The sequence below is a fragment of the Limimaricola cinnabarinus genome, assembly GCF_002723615.1.
GTDB classification, from domain to species: domain Bacteria; phylum Pseudomonadota; class Alphaproteobacteria; order Rhodobacterales; family Rhodobacteraceae; genus Limimaricola; species Limimaricola cinnabarinus_B.
In genome coordinates this window covers 371,376-388,565 of record NZ_KZ304951.1, presented here as the reverse complement: position 1 = coordinate 388,565, position 17,190 = coordinate 371,376, and the positions used below count along the sequence as shown (strand labels likewise).

Genomic DNA, 17,190 nt, shown 5'->3' with positions numbered 1-17,190 from the left:
GGCTGTCGCGAGGCTTTCGAAGGCCGCCCCACGCGGGGCGGCCTTTTTCTTTGCTATTCGGCCGCGCGCAGCGTCGGCGCGGCGGGGGTCAGGGGGCCGTCCTCGTCCTCCCAGATGATCTCGGGCGCCTTGATCCGCCGCGCCTCGCGACGCAGCGCCCAGTCGCGCGCCGCCCGGCTGCCGCGGCCCATCGAAAGCCGCGCCATCAGACGCGCCATCCAATGCGCATAGCGCGCGGCCCAGATCCTGAGCGCCAGCATCGCGGGCGTGAAGACCAGCGTCAGCACCGTGGCGATGCCGAGCCCGAAGACCACCGCCGTGGCGAGCTGCTTCCACCACAGCGCGGTGGGGCTGTCGATCGTGTAGCCGCCGCCGAAGAAATCGAGGCTGAGGCCGAACATCATCGGCGCGAGACCCGCCATGGTGGTCACGGTGGTGAGAAAGACCGGGCGGATGCGGTCCTCGGCGGTGCGGATCACCGCCTCGGTGCGCGGCATGTAACGTTCGTAATCCTGGTAGGTGTCGATCAGCACGATGTTGTTGTTCACCACGATCCCGGCCAGCGCCACGATGCCGGTGCCGGTCATGATGATCGAGAAGGTCTGATCCATGACCAGCATGCCGATCAGCACCCCGGCGGTGGACATCACCACCGCCAGAAGCACCAGCATGGCGTTGTAGAAGCTGTTGAACTGCGCCAGCAGGATGATGAACATCAGCCCCAGCGCCCCCGCGAAGGCCGATTGCAGGAAGGCCTGGCTCTCGGCCTGGTCCTGCTGGTCGCCGGTCCATTCCCATGCGATGCCGCCCGGCAGCGGATCGGTCTCCAGCCAGCCGGTCAGCGCCTCGATCCGCTCATTGGCGTTGACCGTCGCACGGCTCACCTCGCCCGCGTCGATGCGCGTCTGCAGCGCGGGCCCGATCTCCTCCTGCGCCACGATCCGGCTTTCGCCATCCTCGGTGAGCCTGACCAGCCCCGGCGCGACATCGGCCTTGATCTCGAAATAGCGCTGCTGGTCGACGCGGGTGATCTCGGCGAGCTTGGCCACGGGGGTGCGGGTCACGAAGTTCGACAGCGGCACCAGCCCGGTGGGCGTGCGCACCCGCAGGCTGTCGAGCGTCGAGAGCACGCGGTCCTCCTCGGGCAGGCGCAGCCGGATATCGATCTCCTCGTCCGAGCTGTCGACCCGCATGGTGTCGAGCACGATGCCGCGGGTGACGAGCTGCACCATCGCGCCCACCGTCGCCACGTCGGCCCCGAAGCGCCCGGCCTTCTCGACATCGACGTCGATCTGCCAGTCGATGCCCGGCAGCGGCAGCGTGTCCTCGATCAGCGTCAGCCCGGTCGTCTGCTCGAACCGCGCGCGCGCCTGCGCGGTGGCATCGCGCAGCGCCTCGAAATCATCGCCCGTGAGCCGCAGGTTCACGGGCTTCGAGGCGCCGGGCCCCTGCGCGAGGTCGAGGATCTCGATTCTTATGCCGGGAATGTCCTCCAGCTCCGCCTGCAGCCGCTCGAACACCACCTTGCCGTCGAGAAGGGCCGGATCGAAGCCGGTCGCGCGGGCATAGGCGGCGCGCTCCTCCCATGGCACGAGCTCGATCTGAAGCTGCCCCACCGCATCGGCGGGGCCGCCGGCGCCCGCGGTGTTGGAATTGAGCCCGCCCTCGCCGGCAAAGGCGAAGACCGAGCCGATGCCGGGAAAGCCCACGACGCGCGCCTCGGCCTCGGCCACCAGCGCGTCCTTTTCGGCAAGGCTCAGATTGCCGCGCGCCTGCACGTAGATGATCGCCTGTTCGGGCTCGGTCTCGACGAAGAACTCCACGCCGTTGTTGTGGGTGCCGAAATAGGTGAAGGTCCAGAAGACGAAGCCGCCGACGGCGGCGATGGTGACCAGCGGCATCACCGGGTTGCCCGCGATCAGCGCGATGACGCGCCCGAAGATCGAGCGGCGATAGCCCGCGCGCACCCGCTTGGGCGCACGGCGGATCTTGGCCGCGCCGCCGGTCACGGTGGTGGCGACCGCGCCCAGAAACGCCAGCGCCAGACCGGGCGCTGCCTCGGCCAGCCCGGTCGCGGGGCGCGCCTCGCCCGAGAGATAGCCCGGGTTGAGCGCCAGCATCAGCCCGACGAAGATCAGCGCGGCGGCGGGCGGCACCAGCGCCGCGCGCAGCGCCCAGGGCAGGCGGCGGCGCAGCGCGTCGGAGGCATGGCCGAAGCTGCGGCTCACCCGGCCCAGTACGCCGCCCATCACCGGCAGGTAGATCAGCGCCACGACCAGAGAGGCCGACAGCACGAAGATCAGCGTCACCGGCAGCATGCCCATGAACTGCCCCGCCACGCCGGGCCAGAACAGCATCGGCAGAAAGGCGCAGAGCGTCGTCGCGGTCGAGGAGACCACCGGCCAGAACATCCGCTTGGCCGCCTCCACATAGGCATGCATCGGGCCGACGCCGTCGGAGATGCGCTTGTCGGCGTATTCCACCACCACGATGGCGCCGTCCACCAGCATCCCCACCGCGAGGATCAGCCCGAACATCACGATGTTGGAAATGGTGATGTCCATCACCGCGAGGAGCGCGAAGCACAACAGGAACGAGGTCGGGATCGCGAAGCCCACCAGCAGCGCGGGCCGCGGCCCGAGGGCCGCCAGCACCACGATCATCACCAGCGCGATCGCGGTCAGCACCGAGCCTTCGAGCTGGCTCACCATCGAGCCGACCTGTCGGCTCTGGTCGTTCGAGGTGCCGACCTCGATCGCCATGGAGAGCTCCTCGGGCCAGTTCTCCTGCTCGGCCGCGACCGTCTCGCGCACCAGCGCCGCGGTGTCGATCAGGTTGAAGCCGCGCCGCTTGACCACCTGCAGCGCCACGGTCGTCTCGCCATTGTAGCGCGCGGTGGAGGTGCGGTCCTCGAAGGTGAGCCGGATGGTCGAGAGATCGCCCAGCGTCACCACCCGGTCGCCATTGGTCTTGATCGGCAGCTCGTAGATGTCGCGCGGCTCGTCGAAGCTCGACGGGATCTTGACCGCGAAGGCCCCCTGCGCCGTCTCGACCTCTCCGGCGGCGATCAGCAGGTTGTTGTTGGTGACGATCTGCAGAAGCTCGGCGGCGGTGACGTTGTAGGCCTCGAGCCTGAGCGGGTCGATCTCGACCTCGAGCATTTCGTCGCGCTGGCCCACCAGACCGGCCGAGAGCACCGCGTCGAGCCCCTCCAGCCGGTCCTGCAGATCCTTGGCGACGCGGATCAGCGTGCGCTCGGGCAGGGCACCAGTCAGGTTGACGATGATGATCGGGAATTCGGAAAAGTTGATCTCGTTGACCGACCAGGCGTCGGCCCCATCGGGAAACTCGGCCTCGGCGGCGTTCATCGCGTCGCGCACATCGGCCATGATCTTGGTCTTGTCCCAGCCGAACTCGAACTCCAGCGCGACACCGCCATAGCCTTCGGAGGCGGTGGAGGTCATGGTCTTGAGCCCGTCGAGATCCGACAGGCGGGTCTCCATCGGCTTGACCAGCAGCTGTTCGCTGTCCTCGGCCGAGATGCCGGGGAAGGGGACGGAGACGAAGAGCGCCGGGATCTCGATATCGGGCTCGCCCTCCTTGGGCAGGCCGATATAGGCCGCGCCCCCCGCCACGAGGCTCAGCACGATGAAGGCGACAATCATCCGCGCCCGCGCGGCGGCCCAGTCGACGATGCCGGTCATGGCGCCGCGTCCCGGAAGCTCGGCGAAACGCGCACCCCGTCGGTCACGTATTCCTGCCCGACCACGATGACGTCCGCCCGCGGCTCCAGCCCGGCCACCAGCACGCCCTCGGCGGTGTCGCGCAGCAGCGCCACGGGGGCGAAACGCGCCACCGCCGCCTGCGCCGTCTCCTCGACCAGCCGCACGCCGAGCCGGCCCGCATCGTCGAGCGTCAGCGCCGATTGCGGCAGCAGATGGGCCTGCGTGCCATTGGTGTCGATCAGGATCTCGGCGGTCTGGCCGTCGCGGATCGCAAGGTCGGGGTTGGGCACCACCGCCTCGATGCGGAAGGTCCGCGTGGTCTCGTCGGCCGAGCGCGACACGAAGCGCACCTCGCCCGCGAGCGCCCGGCCGCTGGCGAGTCGACCGCGCGCCGGCGCGCCGACGCGGATCTTGTCGACATCGACCTCGGGCACGAAGCCCACGAGCCGGATCGGATCGAGCTGGAGGATGGTGGCGCAGGGCGCGCCGGTCTGCATCAAGAGGCCCAGCTCGGCGGTGTCGGTTTCGAGCACCCCGTGAAAGGGTGCGCGGATCGACAGCTTGTCGATCTCGCGCTCGGCGGCGGCGACGGCGGCGCGGGCGGCGTCGATGCCCGCGCGGGCCGAGACGAGGCCGGAAGCCGCGCTCTGGACCTGCGCCGCCGCCGCCTCCATCGCGGCCTCGGCGCTGATCACCGAGGTTTCGCTCTGGTAGCCGCCTTCACTGAGCCGCTTGGCATTGCTGAGATTGATCTCCGCCTCGCGCAGCCGGGCCTGCGCCTCGGCCTGCGCGGCCTGCGCGGTGGGCAGGCGGCTTTCGGCCTCGCCGAGCCGGGCCTCGGCTTCGGCCAGCTCGACCTCGCGGGTGCCGGGGTCGAGCACGCAGAGCAGATCGCCGGTCTCGACGAAGGCCCCCCGGCGCAGCGGCTCGGAGATCACCCGGCCCGCCGTCTCGGCGCGCACCTCGACCTCGCGCGCGGCCTCGGTGCGCCCGCGCAGCACCACCGCGTCGTCGACCTCGCGCGCCGTGCTGCGCAGCGCCACCACGCCGATGCCGGGGGCGGGCGCGTCCGCGTCCTGCAACGCCGCGCTTTCGTCATCGGGGCCGATCTGCGCGATCGCCCTGAGCCTGTCGCGGTCGATCACCAGCAGGTAAAGAAAGGCGGCCACCAGTATCGCGGTGACGACGGGGATCGGTTTCATGGCGCGTCCTCTCCGGGCAACGGGCCCCGCCACCGACAGGGCGGCCGGGCGCTCCTTGGATGAACGCGGGCCTGTGCCGGGGGCGACCCTTTCGCGCGGCTGGCCTGAACCGTTCGGTTCAGACTACGCCGCAGGCCGCCACGCCTCAAGCGTTCCGAACATTGCTCGACAGGGCGCTGCGCCGCGGCGGCGCGTGTGTCGAGCGGGTCTTGTTCCCGCGCCCGGCTTCACGATAAGACGGGCGCGATCCGAGACGGCGCCCGGACCGGCGCGGCCGAACACGGCACCAAGGCGCAACCCAAGGGGGACCAGGGCGTGAGCAATCCCGACAGCTTCATCGACGAAGTGAGCGAAGAGGTCCGCCGCGAGCGGCTTTATGTCCTTTTGCGGCGCTATGGCTGGATCGGGATCGTCCTCGTGCTGCTGATCGTCGGCGGCGCGGCGGCCTATGAATGGCGCCAGTCGCGGATCACCGCCGCGGCCCAGGCGCGCGGCGACGCGCTTCTCGCGGCACAGGCCGAACCCGAGGCGGAGACGCGCATCGCCGAACTGCGCGAGCTGGTGCAGGCGCAGCCCGGCGCGGTCGTGCCTGCGCTCTTCCTCGCCGCCGAGCAGGCGGCTTTGGGCGAGGGGACGGCGGCGGTGGCCACGCTCGACGCGCTGGCCGCGAATGGCGACGTGCCCGAGATCTACCGCGATCTCGCAGCACTGAAATCCGTGCTGATCGAGGCGGATCGGACGCCGCAGGACCGGCTTCTCGCGCTTGAGGCGCTGTCGGTGCCCGGCGCGCCCTTCCGCATGCTGGCGCTCGAACAGATCGCCCTGATCCGGCTTTCCATGGGCGACCGCGAGCCCGCGCTCGAACAATTGCGCGCGATCCTCGAAGACGCCGAATCCTCCGCGGACTTGCGCGACCGGGCGGCAAGCCTGATGGTCGCTCTGGGCGAGACGCCCGAAACCGTGGCCGGGGCACCGGCCACGCAATGACGGACAAGCGGCCGATAAAGGGCGCGCGACAAGACAACAGAGGCGAGGGGCAGTCATGCGGCGCATCGGAGTGATCGGAGCGGGGGCCCTGGCCCTTCTCGCGGCCTGCAGCGAGCCCGAGGAGCGGCTGCCGGGCAGCCGCATCGGCGTGGCGCTGCCCGGCAGCGCGGCCGCGCAAGGCGGGGCGGCGCGGCCGCTCGCACTCGTGGCGCCCGTCACCAATGCCGATTGGCCGCAGCGCGGCGGCGGCGCAGACCGCGACATCGCCCACCCGGCGCTGGGCGCGGATCTGGCGCCGCTGTTTCGCGCCGATCTGGGCGCGGGCGAAACCCGCAAGCTGCGCATCACCGCCGAGCCGGTGGTCGCCGCCGGACGCATCTTTGCCATGAACGCCCTGTCGGGCGTGTCGGCCTTCACCACCGGCGGCGCGCCGCTGTGGCGCCAGAGCCTCGTTCCCGCCGGTGAGCCGGCCGGCGATGCCTCGGGCGGCGGGCTCGCGACCGATGGCGCCCGGCTCTTCGCGGTGACCGGCTTCGGCGAGCTTGTCGCCTTCGACGCCGCAAGCGGCGCGCGGCTGTGGACCCAAGATCTCGGCGCGCCGAGGGCCGGTGCGCCGGCGGTGGTCGGGGATCTGGTCTATGTCACCGCGCGCGACGGAAGCGGCCTTGCCGTGGATGCGCGCACCGGCCGCGTGCGCTGGCGCGTCTCGGGCGTCGAGGACGTCTCGCGCTTCGATGGCGGCGCGGGCCCGGCGGTCAGCGGCGATCTCGCGGTGTTCGCCTTCGCCTCCGGCGAGGTGACGGGCGTCTTCGCGCAGGGCGGCCGGCCGCGCTGGTCCTCGGTGGTCGCCGGGCGGCGGCCCGGCGAGGCCGCGGCGCTGACCGCGACCGGCATCACCGCCGATCCGGTGATCGAGGATGGCCGGGTCTATGTCGGCAACGCCTCCGGGCGTCTTTCCGCGCTCGATGATTTCACCGGCGAACCCTTGTGGAGCGTGGCCGACGGCCCGCTCGGGTCCGTGGTGCCCGCGGGGGATGCGCTGTTCCTGCTCAATGATATCGGCCAGCTGCAGCGCATCGAGGCCGCCACGGGCGCGACCGTCTGGCGGCGCGACCTGCCCCAAGGCGAGGCCGGCGGCTTCCTGCGCCGGGCGCGTCCGACCGCGCATTACGGCCCCGTCCTCGCCGGTGGCCGGCTGATCGTGGCCTCCTCCGACGGCGTGATCCGGCAATATGATCCGCGCAGCGGCGGGCTCTTGGCCGAGTTGCCGCTCGAAGGCGGTGCCGCGAGCGCGCCGATCGTCGCGGGCGGTGTCCTTTACGTCGTGACCGCCGATGGTGCGCTTGCCGCTTTCCGTTGACGCGCAATCGGTGTATGGGGCCTGCTTCCGCACGCGAAAGACCCTGAGATGAGTTTCACCCTTGCCATCGTCGGACGGCCCAATGTGGGCAAGTCCACGCTGTTCAACCGCCTTGTCGGGCGCAAGCTGGCGTTGGTGGACGACCAGCCCGGCGTCACCCGCGACCTGCGCGAGGGCCCGGCCAAGCTGGGTCCGTTGCGATTCACCGTGATCGACACCGCCGGTCTCGAAGTCGCCACCGATGAAAGCCTTCAGGGCCGGATGCGGCGGCTGACCGAGCGGGCGGTCGACATGGCCGATGTCTGCCTGTTCATGATCGACGCGCGCGCGGGCGTGCTGCCCGCCGACGAGATCTTTGCCGACATCCTGCGCAAGCGCGCCAAGCACGTGATCCTCGCCGCCAACAAGGCCGAGGGCCGCGCGGGCGCGGGCGGGTTGATCGAGGCCTATGCGCTGGGTCTCGGAGAGCCGCTGGGGCTTTCGGCCGAGCATGGCGAGGGGATGAGCGAGCTTCTGGCGATGCTGGAGCCGCTCGCGGGCGAATTCGAGGCCCGCGCCGAGGAAGACGCGCCGGTGATGGATGTCGATGTCGACGAAGAAGGCGAGACCGACGAGGACGCGCCCTTTGCCCCGACGAAAGAGCGGCCCCTTCAGGTCGCCGTGGTCGGGCGGCCCAATGCCGGGAAATCGACGCTGATCAACAAGATCCTCGGCGAGGAGCGGCTATTGACCGGCCCCGAGGCCGGGATCACCCGCGACGCCATCTCGCTCGCCATCGACTGGAACGGCACGCCGTTCCGCATCTTCGACACCGCCGGCATGCGCAAGCGCGCCAAAGTGCAGGAAAAGCTGGAGAAGATGTCGGTCTCCGACGGGCTGCGCGCAGTGAAGTTCGCCGAGGTCGTGGTCGTCCTGCTCGACGTGGACATTCCCTTCGAGCAGCAGGATCTGCGCATCGCCGATTTGGCCGAGCGCGAGGGCCGGGCGGTGGTCATCGCGGTCAACAAGTGGGATCTCGAGGATGAGAAGCAGGAGAAGCTGAAATCCCTGAAGGAGAGCTTCGAGCGGCTCCTGCCGCAGCTGCGCGGCGCGCCGCTGGTCACCGTCTCGGCCAAGACCGGGCGCGGCCTCGACCGGCTGCATGACGCGATCCTGCGCGCCCACGCCGTCTGGAACACCCGCATCTCGACCGCGCAGCTCAACCGCTGGCTCGTCGGCATGCTGGAGCAGCACCCGCCGCCCGCGCCCGGCGGCCGCCGGATCAAGATGCGTTACGCCACGCAGGTGAAGACGCGGCCTCCCGCCTTCGTGGTGATGACCTCCTATCCCGATGCGGTGCCCGAAAGCTATTCGCGCTATCTCGTCAATGGCTTGCGCAACGACTTTGACATGCCGGGCACGCCGATCCGGCTGTTCCTGCGCGATCAGGGCAAGAAGAACCCCTACAAGGACCGCAAGAAGGCGCAGCCCTCGCGGCTTCGCAAGCATCTCAAGGACTGAACTGAAGAGAGCGCCGCAAGGCGCTCTTTTCATTCATGGATCAGGAAGAGACCCGGCGCGCCAGCGCCAGCGCGCCGAGAATGGCCACGAGGCTCGCCAGCGCGACGAGGCCCGGCAGGGTCAGCCCGTTGGCCACCACGATGGCGATGAGTGCCCAGGCCACCGCCAGCCCGTAGGACGCCGCGCGCGGGCGGCGCGACTGCACCGCCAGCGCCAGCAGGGTGGCCAGAAACACGCACAGGATCGCCCAGCCGGTCTGCCCCATGACGAGGCCGTAGCCCGCCGCCGTCGAGCCGAGGCTCACGAAGCTCGCCGCCGAGAGCCAGCCCGCAAAGATGCCCACCGGCACGCGGAACCACCAGATATCGCGCGCGGGCGCCGCGAGAAACGCGCCGATCGCCCCCGCCGCCATCACGAATATCGTGATCGTCGCCCAGATCGCGCTGGCATTGGCGATGGCAAGCCACGGCGTGCCGACGCCGAGCGCCACGAGCAGCGGCAGCCGGGCGCGGTGCCAATCCTCGGCATCCGAGCGCTTCCAGACGCCATGGGCGGCGGAGACGATCAGCCACAGGTAGATCAGCCCCCAGATCGAAAAGGCCCAGCCCGCGGGCTGCACCGGCGGGTCGATCTGCGGGTTGGGCAGCTGGTCGGCGGTGAAGCCGGAAAAGGGCGAGGACAGCAGCGGCGCGACCGCGAAGCTGATGGAAAGGGCGAGGATGGCCCATGCGATGAAGGTTCTCATGCCTCCATTACGCATTGCGCCGCCCGGTGGTTCAACCGGACGGCGCAAAATCGATAAGGCGCGGCGTTCAGTCGCGGACCAGTTCGCCCGACGCCGAAAGCTTCGTCCGGCCGCCCAGATAGGGGTGCAGCACCTCGGGCAGCGTCACCGAGCCGTCCTCTTCCTGCCCGTTCTCCAGCACGGCGATCAGCGTTCGGCCCACGGCGAGGCCGGAGCCGTTGAGCGTGTGCAGGAATTCGGGCTTGCCGCCGCCCTCGGGGCGGAAGCGGGCGTTCATGCGCCGCGCCTGATAATCGCCGCAGGTCGAGATCGAGCTGATCTCCCGGTAGCGGTCCTGCCCGGGCAGCCAGACCTCGATATCATAGGTCCGCCGCGCGCCCGCGCCCATGTCGCCCGCGCACAAAAGCATGGTGCGATAGGGCAGGCCCAGCTTTTCGAGGATCGCTTCGGCGCAGCCCAGCATGCGCTCGTGCTCGGCCTCGGACTGGTCGGGATGCACCACCGACACCATCTCGACCTTCTCGAACTGGTGCTGGCGCAGCATGCCCGATGTGTCGCGCCCGGCGCTGCCCGCCTCGGAGCGGAAGCACTGCGTGTCGGCCACGTAGCGGCGCGGCAGGTAGCTTTCTTCGACCATGCTGTCGGCCACGAGGTTGGTCAGCGTCACCTCCGCCGTGGGGATGAGCCACCAGCCGGTCGTGGTCTGGTAGCTGTCCTCGCCGAACTTGGGCAGCTGGCCGGTGCCGATCATCGCGTCCTCGCGCACCAGCACCGGGGTCATGGTTTCGGTCAGCCCGTGCTCCTCGACATGGGTGTCGAGCATGAACTGCGCCAGCGCTCTGTGCAGGCGGGCAACGCCGCCCGACAGCACCACGAACCGCGAGCCCGAGAGCTTGGCCGCGACCTCGAAATCCATGCCGTCTTTCACCGCCGGAAGCTCGTAATGCTCCTTGGGGGCATAGTTGAACTGGCGCGGCGTGCCGTGGCGCTTCAGTTCGACATTGTCGTCCTCGTCGGCGCCCGCGGGCACGTCGTCGTAAGGCAGGTTGGGGATGGTCAGCAGCAGCTGGCGCAGCGCCTCGTCCTCGGCCTGCGCCTCCTCGTTCAGCCGGGCAATCTCGGCCTTCTTCTCGGCCACCAGCGCGCGCAGCCGCTCGAATTCGGCCTCGTCGCCGCGGCCCTTCGCCGCGCCGACCTCTTTCGAGGCGCGGTTCTGCTCGGCCTTGGCGGTCTCGGCGGCGTGGATCTTGGCCCGGCGCGCGTCATCGAGCGCCAGGATACGCGACGACACGCCAGACATCCCGCGGCGGGCCAGGGCGGCGTCGAAGGCGTCGGGGTTGTCGCGGATGGCGCGGATGTCGTGCATTGTCTCGTCCGTCATAGGGGGTTTCACGGCCCGGGGGCCGCGCCCATATGGACCGAAACGCGCCCGCTTGTGAACCGCCAAACCGGCGCGTCGCAGCCCCCGGCGGCGCGGTTGCCAATCACCGGACCCGGCAGTAGGGTGCCGCGACTTTTTCAAAGGCGCGAAATCCGCGCCCCCGGCCGACATAAAGGACCGCCATGCAAGGCATCGAATCCCTCATTCCGCTGATCCTGATCTTCGCGATCATGTGGTTCTTCCTGATCCGCCCGCAGCAGAAGAAGCTGAAGGAACACCAGAAGATGGTGGCGGCGCTGCGCCGCGGCGATCAGGTGATCACCCAGGGCGGCGTGATCGGCAAGGTCGTCAAGGTCCGCGACGACAGCAACGAGATCGAGGTCGAGATCGCGCAGGGCGTTAACGTGCGCGTGGTCCGTTCGACCATCGCCACCGTGACCACCAAGACCGAACCGGCCAAGGCCTGATCCCCCGATCGAGGCCCCGCGCCAGAGGACGAACGACATGATGCACATCCCCACCTGGCGCCGGGTCCTGATCTGGCTCATCTGCCTGGGCGGGCTGGTCTTCGCATTGCCGAACCTGTTCTATGACAGGGTCGAGACCGCGAACGACGCCCGCGCCGTGATCGAGACCGGCCAGACCAATGCCGAATTGCAGGCCGATGCCGGGCTCTGGCCCGAATGGATGCCCTCGGGCCTCGTCAATCTCGGGCTCGACCTGCGCGGCGGCGCGCATCTGCTGGCCGAGGTGCAGGTCGAGGAGGTCTATGCCGCGCGCATGGAGGCCTTCTGGCCCGAGGTGCGCGACGCGCTCGCCGCGCAGCGCGACACGGTCGGCTTCGTCACCCGCGAGGAGGGGGGCGACCCCTCCGAGCTGCGGGTGCGCATCTCCGAGGCGGCGCAGGCCGCGACCGCGCTCGAAATCGTGCGCGGCCTCGCCACCCCGGTGACGAGCCTCACCGGCGGCGGCGCCAACGACATCGACGTGCGCGCCGAAGGGGCCGAGATCGTCGTCACGCTGAGCGAGGCCGAGCGCGCGGCCACCGACGACCGCACCATCCGACAGGCGCTCGAGATCGTGCGCCGCCGGATCGACGAGGTCGGCACGCGAGAGCCGACCATCCAGCGCCAGGGCGAGGATCGCATCCTGATCGAGGTGCCGGGCGTCGGCTCGGCCGAGGAGGTCAAGGAGATCATCGGCACCACCGCGCAGCTGACCTTCCAGCCGGTCGTGTCGCGCACCTCCGATGCCAATGAGAGCGCCGGTCCCAACAACGAGATCCTGCCCTCGCTCGACGAGCAGGGGGTGTTCTACATCCTCGAGCGCAACCCCGTCGTCACTGGCGAGGAGCTGGTCGACGCGCAGCCCGCCTTCGACCAGAACGGCCGCCCGGCGGTGAACTTCCGCTTCAACCCGACCGGCGCGCGCGCCTTCGGCGACTACACCGCCGAGAACATCGGCTCGCCCTTCGCCATCGTGCTCGACGAGGAGGTGATCTCCGCCCCCGTGATCCAGAGCCACATTCCCGGCGGCTCGGGCATCATCACCGGCAACTTCACGGTCGAGGAATCGACCCAGCTTGCCGTGCTCTTGCGCGCGGGCGCGCTGCCCGCCGGGCTGACCTTTCTCGAAGAGCGGACCATCGGGCCGGAGCTGGGGGCCGACAGCATCGAGGCGGGCAAGCTCGCCGCCACCGTCGGCGCGCTTGCCGTGGTGGTCTTCATGATCATGTCCTACGGGCTGTTCGGCGTCTTCGCCACCGTGGCGCTGACCTTCAACATGGTGCTGATCTTCGCGGTGCTGTCGATCCTCGGCGCCACGCTGACGCTGCCGGGCATCGCGGGCATCGTGCTCACCGTCGGCATGGCGGTGGACGCCAACGTGCTGGTCTATGAGCGCATCCGCGAAGAGCTCAAGACCGCACGCGGCCCGGCCCGCGCCATCGATCTGGGCTATGAAAAGGCGCTTTCGGCCATCCTCGACGGCAACGTGACAACGCTGATCACCGCGCTCATCCTGTTTCTCGTGGGCTCCGGTCCGGTGCGTGGCTTCGCCATCACCCTCGGCCTCGGCATCCTCACCTCGGTCTTCACCGCGATCTTCGTGACGCGCCTGTTGATCGTGATGTGGTTCGAGCGCCGCCGCCCCAAAACCATCGAGGTCTGACATGCGGCTGCGCATCGTTCCCGAAAACACCAATTTCGATTTCTTCCGCGCCGCGAAGATCACCTTCGGCGCCTCGATCATCGCCATGCTGGTCAGCATTGTGCTGTTCTTCGCCATGGGGCTGAACTTCGGCATCGACTTCAAGGGCGGCACCACGATCCGCACCGAAAGCGAAAACGCCATCGACGTCGCCGCCTACCGCGATGCGATCGCGCCGCTGGAGCTTGGTGACGTGGTGATCACCGAGGTCTTCGATCCCTCCTTCGGAGACGACCGCAACGTGGCCTCGGTGCGCATCCAGGCGCAGGAGGGGGTCGAGAGCGTCACCGCCGAGACCATCGCCGAGGTCGAGGCCGCGCTGCAGACCGTCGATCCGACGCTGACCTTTCCGAGCGTGGAGAGCGTCGGGCCCAAGGTCTCGGGGGAGCTGATCCAGTCGGCCCTCTTCGCGGTGCTGGGCTCGCTCGTCGCGATCCTGTTCTACATCTGGCTGCGCTTCGAATGGCAATTCGCCGTCGGCGCCATCGCGGCGCTGGTGCATGACGTGACGCTGACCATCGGCATCTTCGCCGCCTTCCAGATCAAGTTCGATCTCGCGATCATCGCCGCGCTGCTGACCATCGTCGGCTACTCGATCAACGACACCGTCGTCGTCTTCGACCGGGCGCGCGAGAACCTGCGCAAGTACAAGACCATGCCGCTGCGCGATCTTCTGAACCTCTCGGCCAACGAAACGCTGAGCCGGACCGTGATGACCTCGGGCACGACGCTGCTGGCGCTGCTGGCGCTCCTGGTTCTGGGCGGCGACGTGATCCGCGGCTTCGTCTTCGCGATCTTCTGGGGTGTGATCGTCGGCACCTATTCCTCGATCTACGTCGCCAAGAACATCGTGCTGATGCTCGGCGTGAAGCGCGACTGGGACAAGAAGGACGACCCCAAGGCGGGGACGCAGTTCGCCAATATCGACGCCTGACCCGGCGGCGGCGTCGGATTTGCGTATTTGAGGAAAGATGAACAGGGGGGCGCACCCATGCGGCTGACCGAGATCGACTATGACGACTCCAAGCCGATCGATGGCTACGGCCCGGGTTTCTTCCGGATCGGCGGCGAGGTGATCGAGGGGGCGGTGACGCTCGCGCCCACCGGGCTCAGAAGCTGGGGCGGCTTCGAGGATCTCGACGCCGTCCTCGCGCTCGCAGGGCGGATCGACGTGCTCTTCGTCGGCACCGGGGCCGAGATCGCCCACGCCCCGCGCGCCTTCCGCGAGCGGCTGGAGGCCGAAGGCATCGGCGTGGAGGCCATGGCGACCCCCGCCGCCTGCCGCACCTATAATGTGCTCCTGTCGGAAGGGCGGCGCGTCGCGGTCGCGCTGTTGCCGGTCTGACCGACCTCGTCGTCAGCGATCTCGGCGTCGAACGCGGCGGCATGCCGGTGTTGACCGGCGTGTCGTTTCGCCTCGCGCCGGGAGAGGGGCTGGTGCTGCGCGGGGCCAACGGCATCGGCAAGACGACGCTTTTGCGCACCGTGGCGGGGCTGCAGCCGCCGCTGTCGGGCACGATCGAGGGCGCGGGCGAACGGGCGGGCTATGCCTCCCATGCCGATGGCATCAAGCCCGCGCTGACCGTCGCCGAAACCCTGCAATTCTGGGCCGATCTCTATCGGGCCGAGCTGCCCGAGGATGTGTTCGAGCTGTTCGATCTTGCCGATCTGCGCGATCGCTCCGCCGGCACGCTTTCGGCCGGGCAGGGGCGCAGGCTCGGCCTCGCCCGGCTCGCGGTGATCGGGCGCGAGGTGCTGCTGCTCGACGAGCCGACCGTTTCGCTCGATGCCTTTTCGGTGAAGCGCTTCGCGAGCTTTCTGCGCGAGCGTCACCTCGCGCGCGGCGGCATCGCGGTGATCGCCACGCATATCGATCTCGGGCTCGATCTGCCCACGCTCGATCTCACCCCCTACCGGGCCGCGCATGACGCGGCGGGCGGATCGGACGAGGCGTTTTTGTGAGAGCCCTGCTGACGCGCGACCTGCGCCTCGCCGTGCGCGCGGGCGGCGGCTTCGGGCTGGGTCTGGCCTTCTTTCTCATCGTCGTCGTGCTGGTGCCCTTCGGCGTGGGGCCGGAGGCCGACATCCTCGCGCGGATCGCGCCGGGCATCCTGTGGGTGGCGGCGCTGTTGGCGGCGCTTCTCTCGCTCGACCGCATCTTCGCACTCGATCACGAGGACGGCTCTCTGCCGCTTCTGGCCACCGCGCCGCTGCCCTTGGAGATGCTGGCGCTGGCCAAGGCGGCGGCGCATTGGGTCACCACCGGCCTGCCGCTCGTCGTTGCGGCGCCACTCCTCGGAGTGCTCTTGCACCTGCCGGGGCAGGCGATGCCCTGGCTGCTCGTCTCGCTCGCGCTCGGCACGCCGGCGCTGTCGCTGATCGGGACCTTCGGCGCCGCGCTCACCGTCGGGCTGCGGCGCGGCGGGCTGCTTTTGTCGCTCATCGTGCTGCCGCTCTACGTGCCGGTGCTGATCTTCGGGGCGGAGGCCGCAAGGCGCGGGGCCGAGGGGCTGCCCGCGCAGACGCCGCTGCTGCTGCTCGCCGGGATCGGGCTGGGCTGCGCCGCGCTGCTGCCATTTGCCACGGCCGCGGCGCTTCGGGTCACGCTGCGGTGACGCCGCCGGGCATTGAGCCGCCGCGCGGCACGGGATAGGAAAAGCCATGTCGATCTGGTCCTACGCCAATCCGAGGAAATTCCTCGACACGACCGAGCCATGGGTGCCGTGGCTCATGTGGCTGTCCGCCGCCGTGCTGGCGGTCGGGCTCGTCTGGGGGTTCTTCTTCACGCCCGAAGCCGAGCGTTTCGGATCGAGCGTGAAGATCATCTACCTGCATGTCCCCTCGGCGCTGATGGCGATCAATGCCTGGCTGATGATGCTCGTCGCCTCGCTGATCTGGCTGATCCGCCGCCACCATGTCAGCGCGCTCGCGGCCCGCGCCGCCGCGCCGGTGGGACTGGTGATGACGCTGATCGCGCTCGTCACCGGGGCGATCTGGGGCCAGCCGATGTGGGGCACCTGGTGGGCCTGGGACCCGCGGCTGACCTCCTTCCTGATCCTGTTCCTGTTTTATCTGGGCTATATCGCCCTCTGGGCCGCGATCCCCGATCCCGACAGCGCCGCCGACCTGACCTCGGTGCTCTGCCTCGTGGGCTCGGTCTTCGCCGTCCTGTCGCGCTATGCCGTGAACTTCTGGAACCAGGGGCTGCATCAGGGCGCGTCGCTCTCGCTCGACAAGCAGGAGAACGTGGCCGACGTGTTCTGGGTGCCGCTTTTGGTCTGCATGGCGGGCTTCGTGCTGCTGTTTCTCGCCCTCGTGCTGCTGCGCACCGGGACCGAAATCCGGGCCCGCCGCATCGGCGCGCTGCGCGCCCGTGCGCGGCGCTCGGAGCCGGTGCGGGCATGATGGATCTGGGCAGATACGCGGCCGAGGTGATCTCGGCCTGGGGGGTGAGCCTGGCGCTGCTGGCGGCGCTGGTGTGGTGGAGCGTCCGGCGCGATCGCCGCGTCAGGGCCGAGCTGGAAAGGACCGAACGCGATCATGGCTAGGATCTCGCCTCTCATCATCCTGCCGCCCGCGATCTTCGCGGCGCTGGCCGGGCTCTTCGCCGCCGGCATGCTGCGCGAAAACCCCGACGAGCTGCCCTCGGCGCTGATCGGGCGCAAAGCGCCGCTGACCGAAACCGGCACCCTGCCGGGGCGCGCGCCCTTCGATCCCGCCATGCTCGCCGATGGCGAGGTGAAGCTCGTCAATTTCTGGGCCAGCTGGTGCGCGCCCTGCCGGGTCGAGCATCCGAACTTCGAGGCCCTCGCCGAGGAGGGGCTGACGATCTATGGCATCAACTACAAGGACAACCCGGACAACGCCGAGGATTTCCTCGTCGAACTGGGCGATCCCTATACCGCCATCGGCACCGATGACGGGCGCGTCGCGCGCGACTGGGGGGTCTACGGCGTGCCCGAGACCTTCGTGGTGGATGGCGAGGGGCGCATCGTCGAGCGCATGGCCGGCCCGGTGACCCAGCGCTCCATTGCGGCACGGTTGCGTCCGGCCCTCAAGGAAGCTTCCTCTAGGTAAAGTAA

Annotated in this window: 16 protein-coding genes; 12 read left to right on the top strand and 4 right to left on the bottom strand. The window is 69.4% G+C overall.

Translation table 11 applies throughout. The features are described 5' to 3' along the window. Nucleotides 1-53: 53 nt before the first annotated feature. Complete coding sequence (locus tag CJ301_RS01860) at nucleotides 54-3,704, bottom strand: efflux RND transporter permease subunit (protein WP_099273617.1); 3,651 nt, start codon at nucleotides 3,702-3,704, stop codon at nucleotides 54-56. After that, nucleotides 3,701-4,927, bottom strand: a complete 1,227-nt coding sequence (locus tag CJ301_RS01855; RefSeq protein ID WP_099273615.1) for an efflux RND transporter periplasmic adaptor subunit — start codon at nucleotides 4,925-4,927, stop codon at nucleotides 3,701-3,703. Before CJ301_RS01855 ends, CJ301_RS01860 begins: the two co-directional genes overlap by 4 nt. A 315-nt stretch (nucleotides 4,928-5,242) precedes the next feature. Between CJ301_RS01855 and CJ301_RS01850 the strand changes: the two genes are divergently transcribed. Genes CJ301_RS01850 through der form a run of 3 tightly spaced genes read left to right on the top strand, consistent with a single transcriptional unit; the run spans nucleotide 5,243 to nucleotide 8,774 of the window. Then, nucleotides 5,243-5,914, top strand: coding sequence for a hypothetical protein (locus CJ301_RS01850; RefSeq protein ID WP_099273613.1), 672 nt, complete (start codon nucleotides 5,243-5,245; stop codon nucleotides 5,912-5,914). A gap of 55 nt (nucleotides 5,915-5,969) precedes the next feature. Then, on the top strand, nucleotides 5,970-7,274 hold the full coding sequence (locus CJ301_RS01845) for an outer membrane protein assembly factor BamB family protein (protein WP_099273611.1): 1,305 nt from the start codon (nucleotides 5,970-5,972) through the stop codon (nucleotides 7,272-7,274). 48 nt (nucleotides 7,275-7,322) lie between these two features. Next, nucleotides 7,323-8,774, top strand: coding sequence for a ribosome biogenesis GTPase Der (gene der, locus CJ301_RS01840; protein ID WP_099273609.1), 1,452 nt, complete (start codon nucleotides 7,323-7,325; stop codon nucleotides 8,772-8,774). A gap of 40 nt (nucleotides 8,775-8,814) precedes the next feature. On the opposite strand, the gene CJ301_RS01835 is transcribed toward der, so the two are convergent. Further along, on the bottom strand, nucleotides 8,815-9,519 hold the full coding sequence (locus CJ301_RS01835) for a hypothetical protein (RefSeq protein WP_099273607.1): 705 nt from the start codon (nucleotides 9,517-9,519) through the stop codon (nucleotides 8,815-8,817). Between the two features lie 67 nt (nucleotides 9,520-9,586). Continuing rightward, nucleotides 9,587-10,885, bottom strand: coding sequence for a serine--tRNA ligase (gene serS / locus CJ301_RS01830; RefSeq protein WP_099273605.1), 1,299 nt, complete (start codon nucleotides 10,883-10,885; stop codon nucleotides 9,587-9,589). A gap of 197 nt (nucleotides 10,886-11,082) precedes the next feature. On the opposite strand from serS, the gene yajC reads away from it, so the two are divergent. From yajC to CJ301_RS01785, 9 genes are read left to right on the top strand one after another with little or no spacing between them, the layout of a single operon-like run. Next, nucleotides 11,083-11,367: a preprotein translocase subunit YajC gene (gene yajC / locus CJ301_RS01825; RefSeq protein WP_099273603.1), complete on the top strand. Its 285-nt coding sequence runs from the start codon at nucleotides 11,083-11,085 to the stop codon at nucleotides 11,365-11,367. A gap of 37 nt (nucleotides 11,368-11,404) precedes the next feature. Beyond that, nucleotides 11,405-13,069, top strand: a complete 1,665-nt coding sequence (gene secD, locus CJ301_RS01820) for a protein translocase subunit SecD (protein WP_099273601.1) — start codon at nucleotides 11,405-11,407, stop codon at nucleotides 13,067-13,069. 1 nt (nucleotide 13,070) lies between these two features. Further along, complete coding sequence (gene secF, locus CJ301_RS01815) at nucleotides 13,071-14,042, top strand: protein translocase subunit SecF (protein ID WP_099273599.1); 972 nt, start codon at nucleotides 13,071-13,073, stop codon at nucleotides 14,040-14,042. Nucleotides 14,043-14,099: 57 nt separating this feature from the next. Next, nucleotides 14,100-14,453, top strand: coding sequence for an Mth938-like domain-containing protein (locus CJ301_RS01810; RefSeq protein ID WP_099273597.1), 354 nt, complete (start codon nucleotides 14,100-14,102; stop codon nucleotides 14,451-14,453). Then, entirely contained in the window at nucleotides 14,450-15,070 is a 621-nt protein-coding gene (gene ccmA / locus CJ301_RS01805; protein ID WP_282024953.1) for a heme ABC exporter ATP-binding protein CcmA, read from the top strand. Before CJ301_RS01810 ends, ccmA begins: the two co-directional genes overlap by 4 nt. Beyond that, nucleotides 15,067-15,723 (top strand): heme exporter protein CcmB, encoded by a 657-nt coding sequence (gene ccmB, locus CJ301_RS01800; protein WP_099273593.1) that lies wholly within the window; start codon nucleotides 15,067-15,069, stop codon nucleotides 15,721-15,723. The genes ccmA and ccmB overlap by 4 nt, the downstream gene beginning before the upstream one ends. A gap of 46 nt (nucleotides 15,724-15,769) precedes the next feature. After that, the gene (locus CJ301_RS01795; RefSeq protein ID WP_099273591.1) at nucleotides 15,770-16,513 is read left to right on the top strand and encodes a heme ABC transporter permease; all 744 of its coding nucleotides are present in this window, start codon (nucleotides 15,770-15,772) and stop codon (nucleotides 16,511-16,513) included. Beyond that, the gene (gene ccmD / locus CJ301_RS01790) at nucleotides 16,513-16,656 is read left to right on the top strand and encodes a heme exporter protein CcmD (protein WP_099273589.1); all 144 of its coding nucleotides are present in this window, start codon (nucleotides 16,513-16,515) and stop codon (nucleotides 16,654-16,656) included. Before CJ301_RS01795 ends, ccmD begins: the two co-directional genes overlap by 1 nt. After that, nucleotides 16,649-17,185, top strand: coding sequence for a DsbE family thiol:disulfide interchange protein (locus CJ301_RS01785; protein ID WP_099273587.1), 537 nt, complete (start codon nucleotides 16,649-16,651; stop codon nucleotides 17,183-17,185). The genes ccmD and CJ301_RS01785 overlap by 8 nt, the downstream gene beginning before the upstream one ends. The last annotated feature ends 5 nt before the right edge of the window (nucleotides 17,186-17,190 follow it).

Bases quoted from the DNA above. Each gene is read 5' to 3' on its own strand.
- CJ301_RS01860 (WP_099273617.1), bottom strand. From the start codon at position 3,704: ATGACCGGCATCGTCGACTGGGCCGCCGCGCGGGCGCGGATGATTGTC.
- CJ301_RS01855 (WP_099273615.1), bottom strand. From the start codon at position 4,927: ATGAAACCGATCCCCGTCGTCACCGCGATACTGGTGGCCGCCTTTCTT.
- CJ301_RS01845 (WP_099273611.1), top strand. From the start codon at position 5,970: ATGCGGCGCATCGGAGTGATCGGAGCGGGGGCCCTGGCCCTTCTCGCG.
- der (WP_099273609.1), top strand. From the start codon at position 7,323: ATGAGTTTCACCCTTGCCATCGTCGGACGGCCCAATGTGGGCAAGTCC.
- CJ301_RS01835 (WP_099273607.1), bottom strand. From the start codon at position 9,519: ATGAGAACCTTCATCGCATGGGCCATCCTCGCCCTTTCCATCAGCTTC.
- serS (WP_099273605.1), bottom strand. From the start codon at position 10,885: ATGCACGACATCCGCGCCATCCGCGACAACCCCGACGCCTTCGACGCC.
- yajC (WP_099273603.1), top strand. From the start codon at position 11,083: ATGCAAGGCATCGAATCCCTCATTCCGCTGATCCTGATCTTCGCGATC.
- secD (WP_099273601.1), top strand. From the start codon at position 11,405: ATGATGCACATCCCCACCTGGCGCCGGGTCCTGATCTGGCTCATCTGC.
- secF (WP_099273599.1), top strand. From the start codon at position 13,071: ATGCGGCTGCGCATCGTTCCCGAAAACACCAATTTCGATTTCTTCCGC.
- CJ301_RS01810 (WP_099273597.1), top strand. From the start codon at position 14,100: ATGCGGCTGACCGAGATCGACTATGACGACTCCAAGCCGATCGATGGC.
- CJ301_RS01795 (WP_099273591.1), top strand. From the start codon at position 15,770: ATGTCGATCTGGTCCTACGCCAATCCGAGGAAATTCCTCGACACGACC.
- ccmD (WP_099273589.1), top strand. From the start codon at position 16,513: ATGGATCTGGGCAGATACGCGGCCGAGGTGATCTCGGCCTGGGGGGTG.
- CJ301_RS01785 (WP_099273587.1), top strand. From the start codon at position 16,649: ATGGCTAGGATCTCGCCTCTCATCATCCTGCCGCCCGCGATCTTCGCG.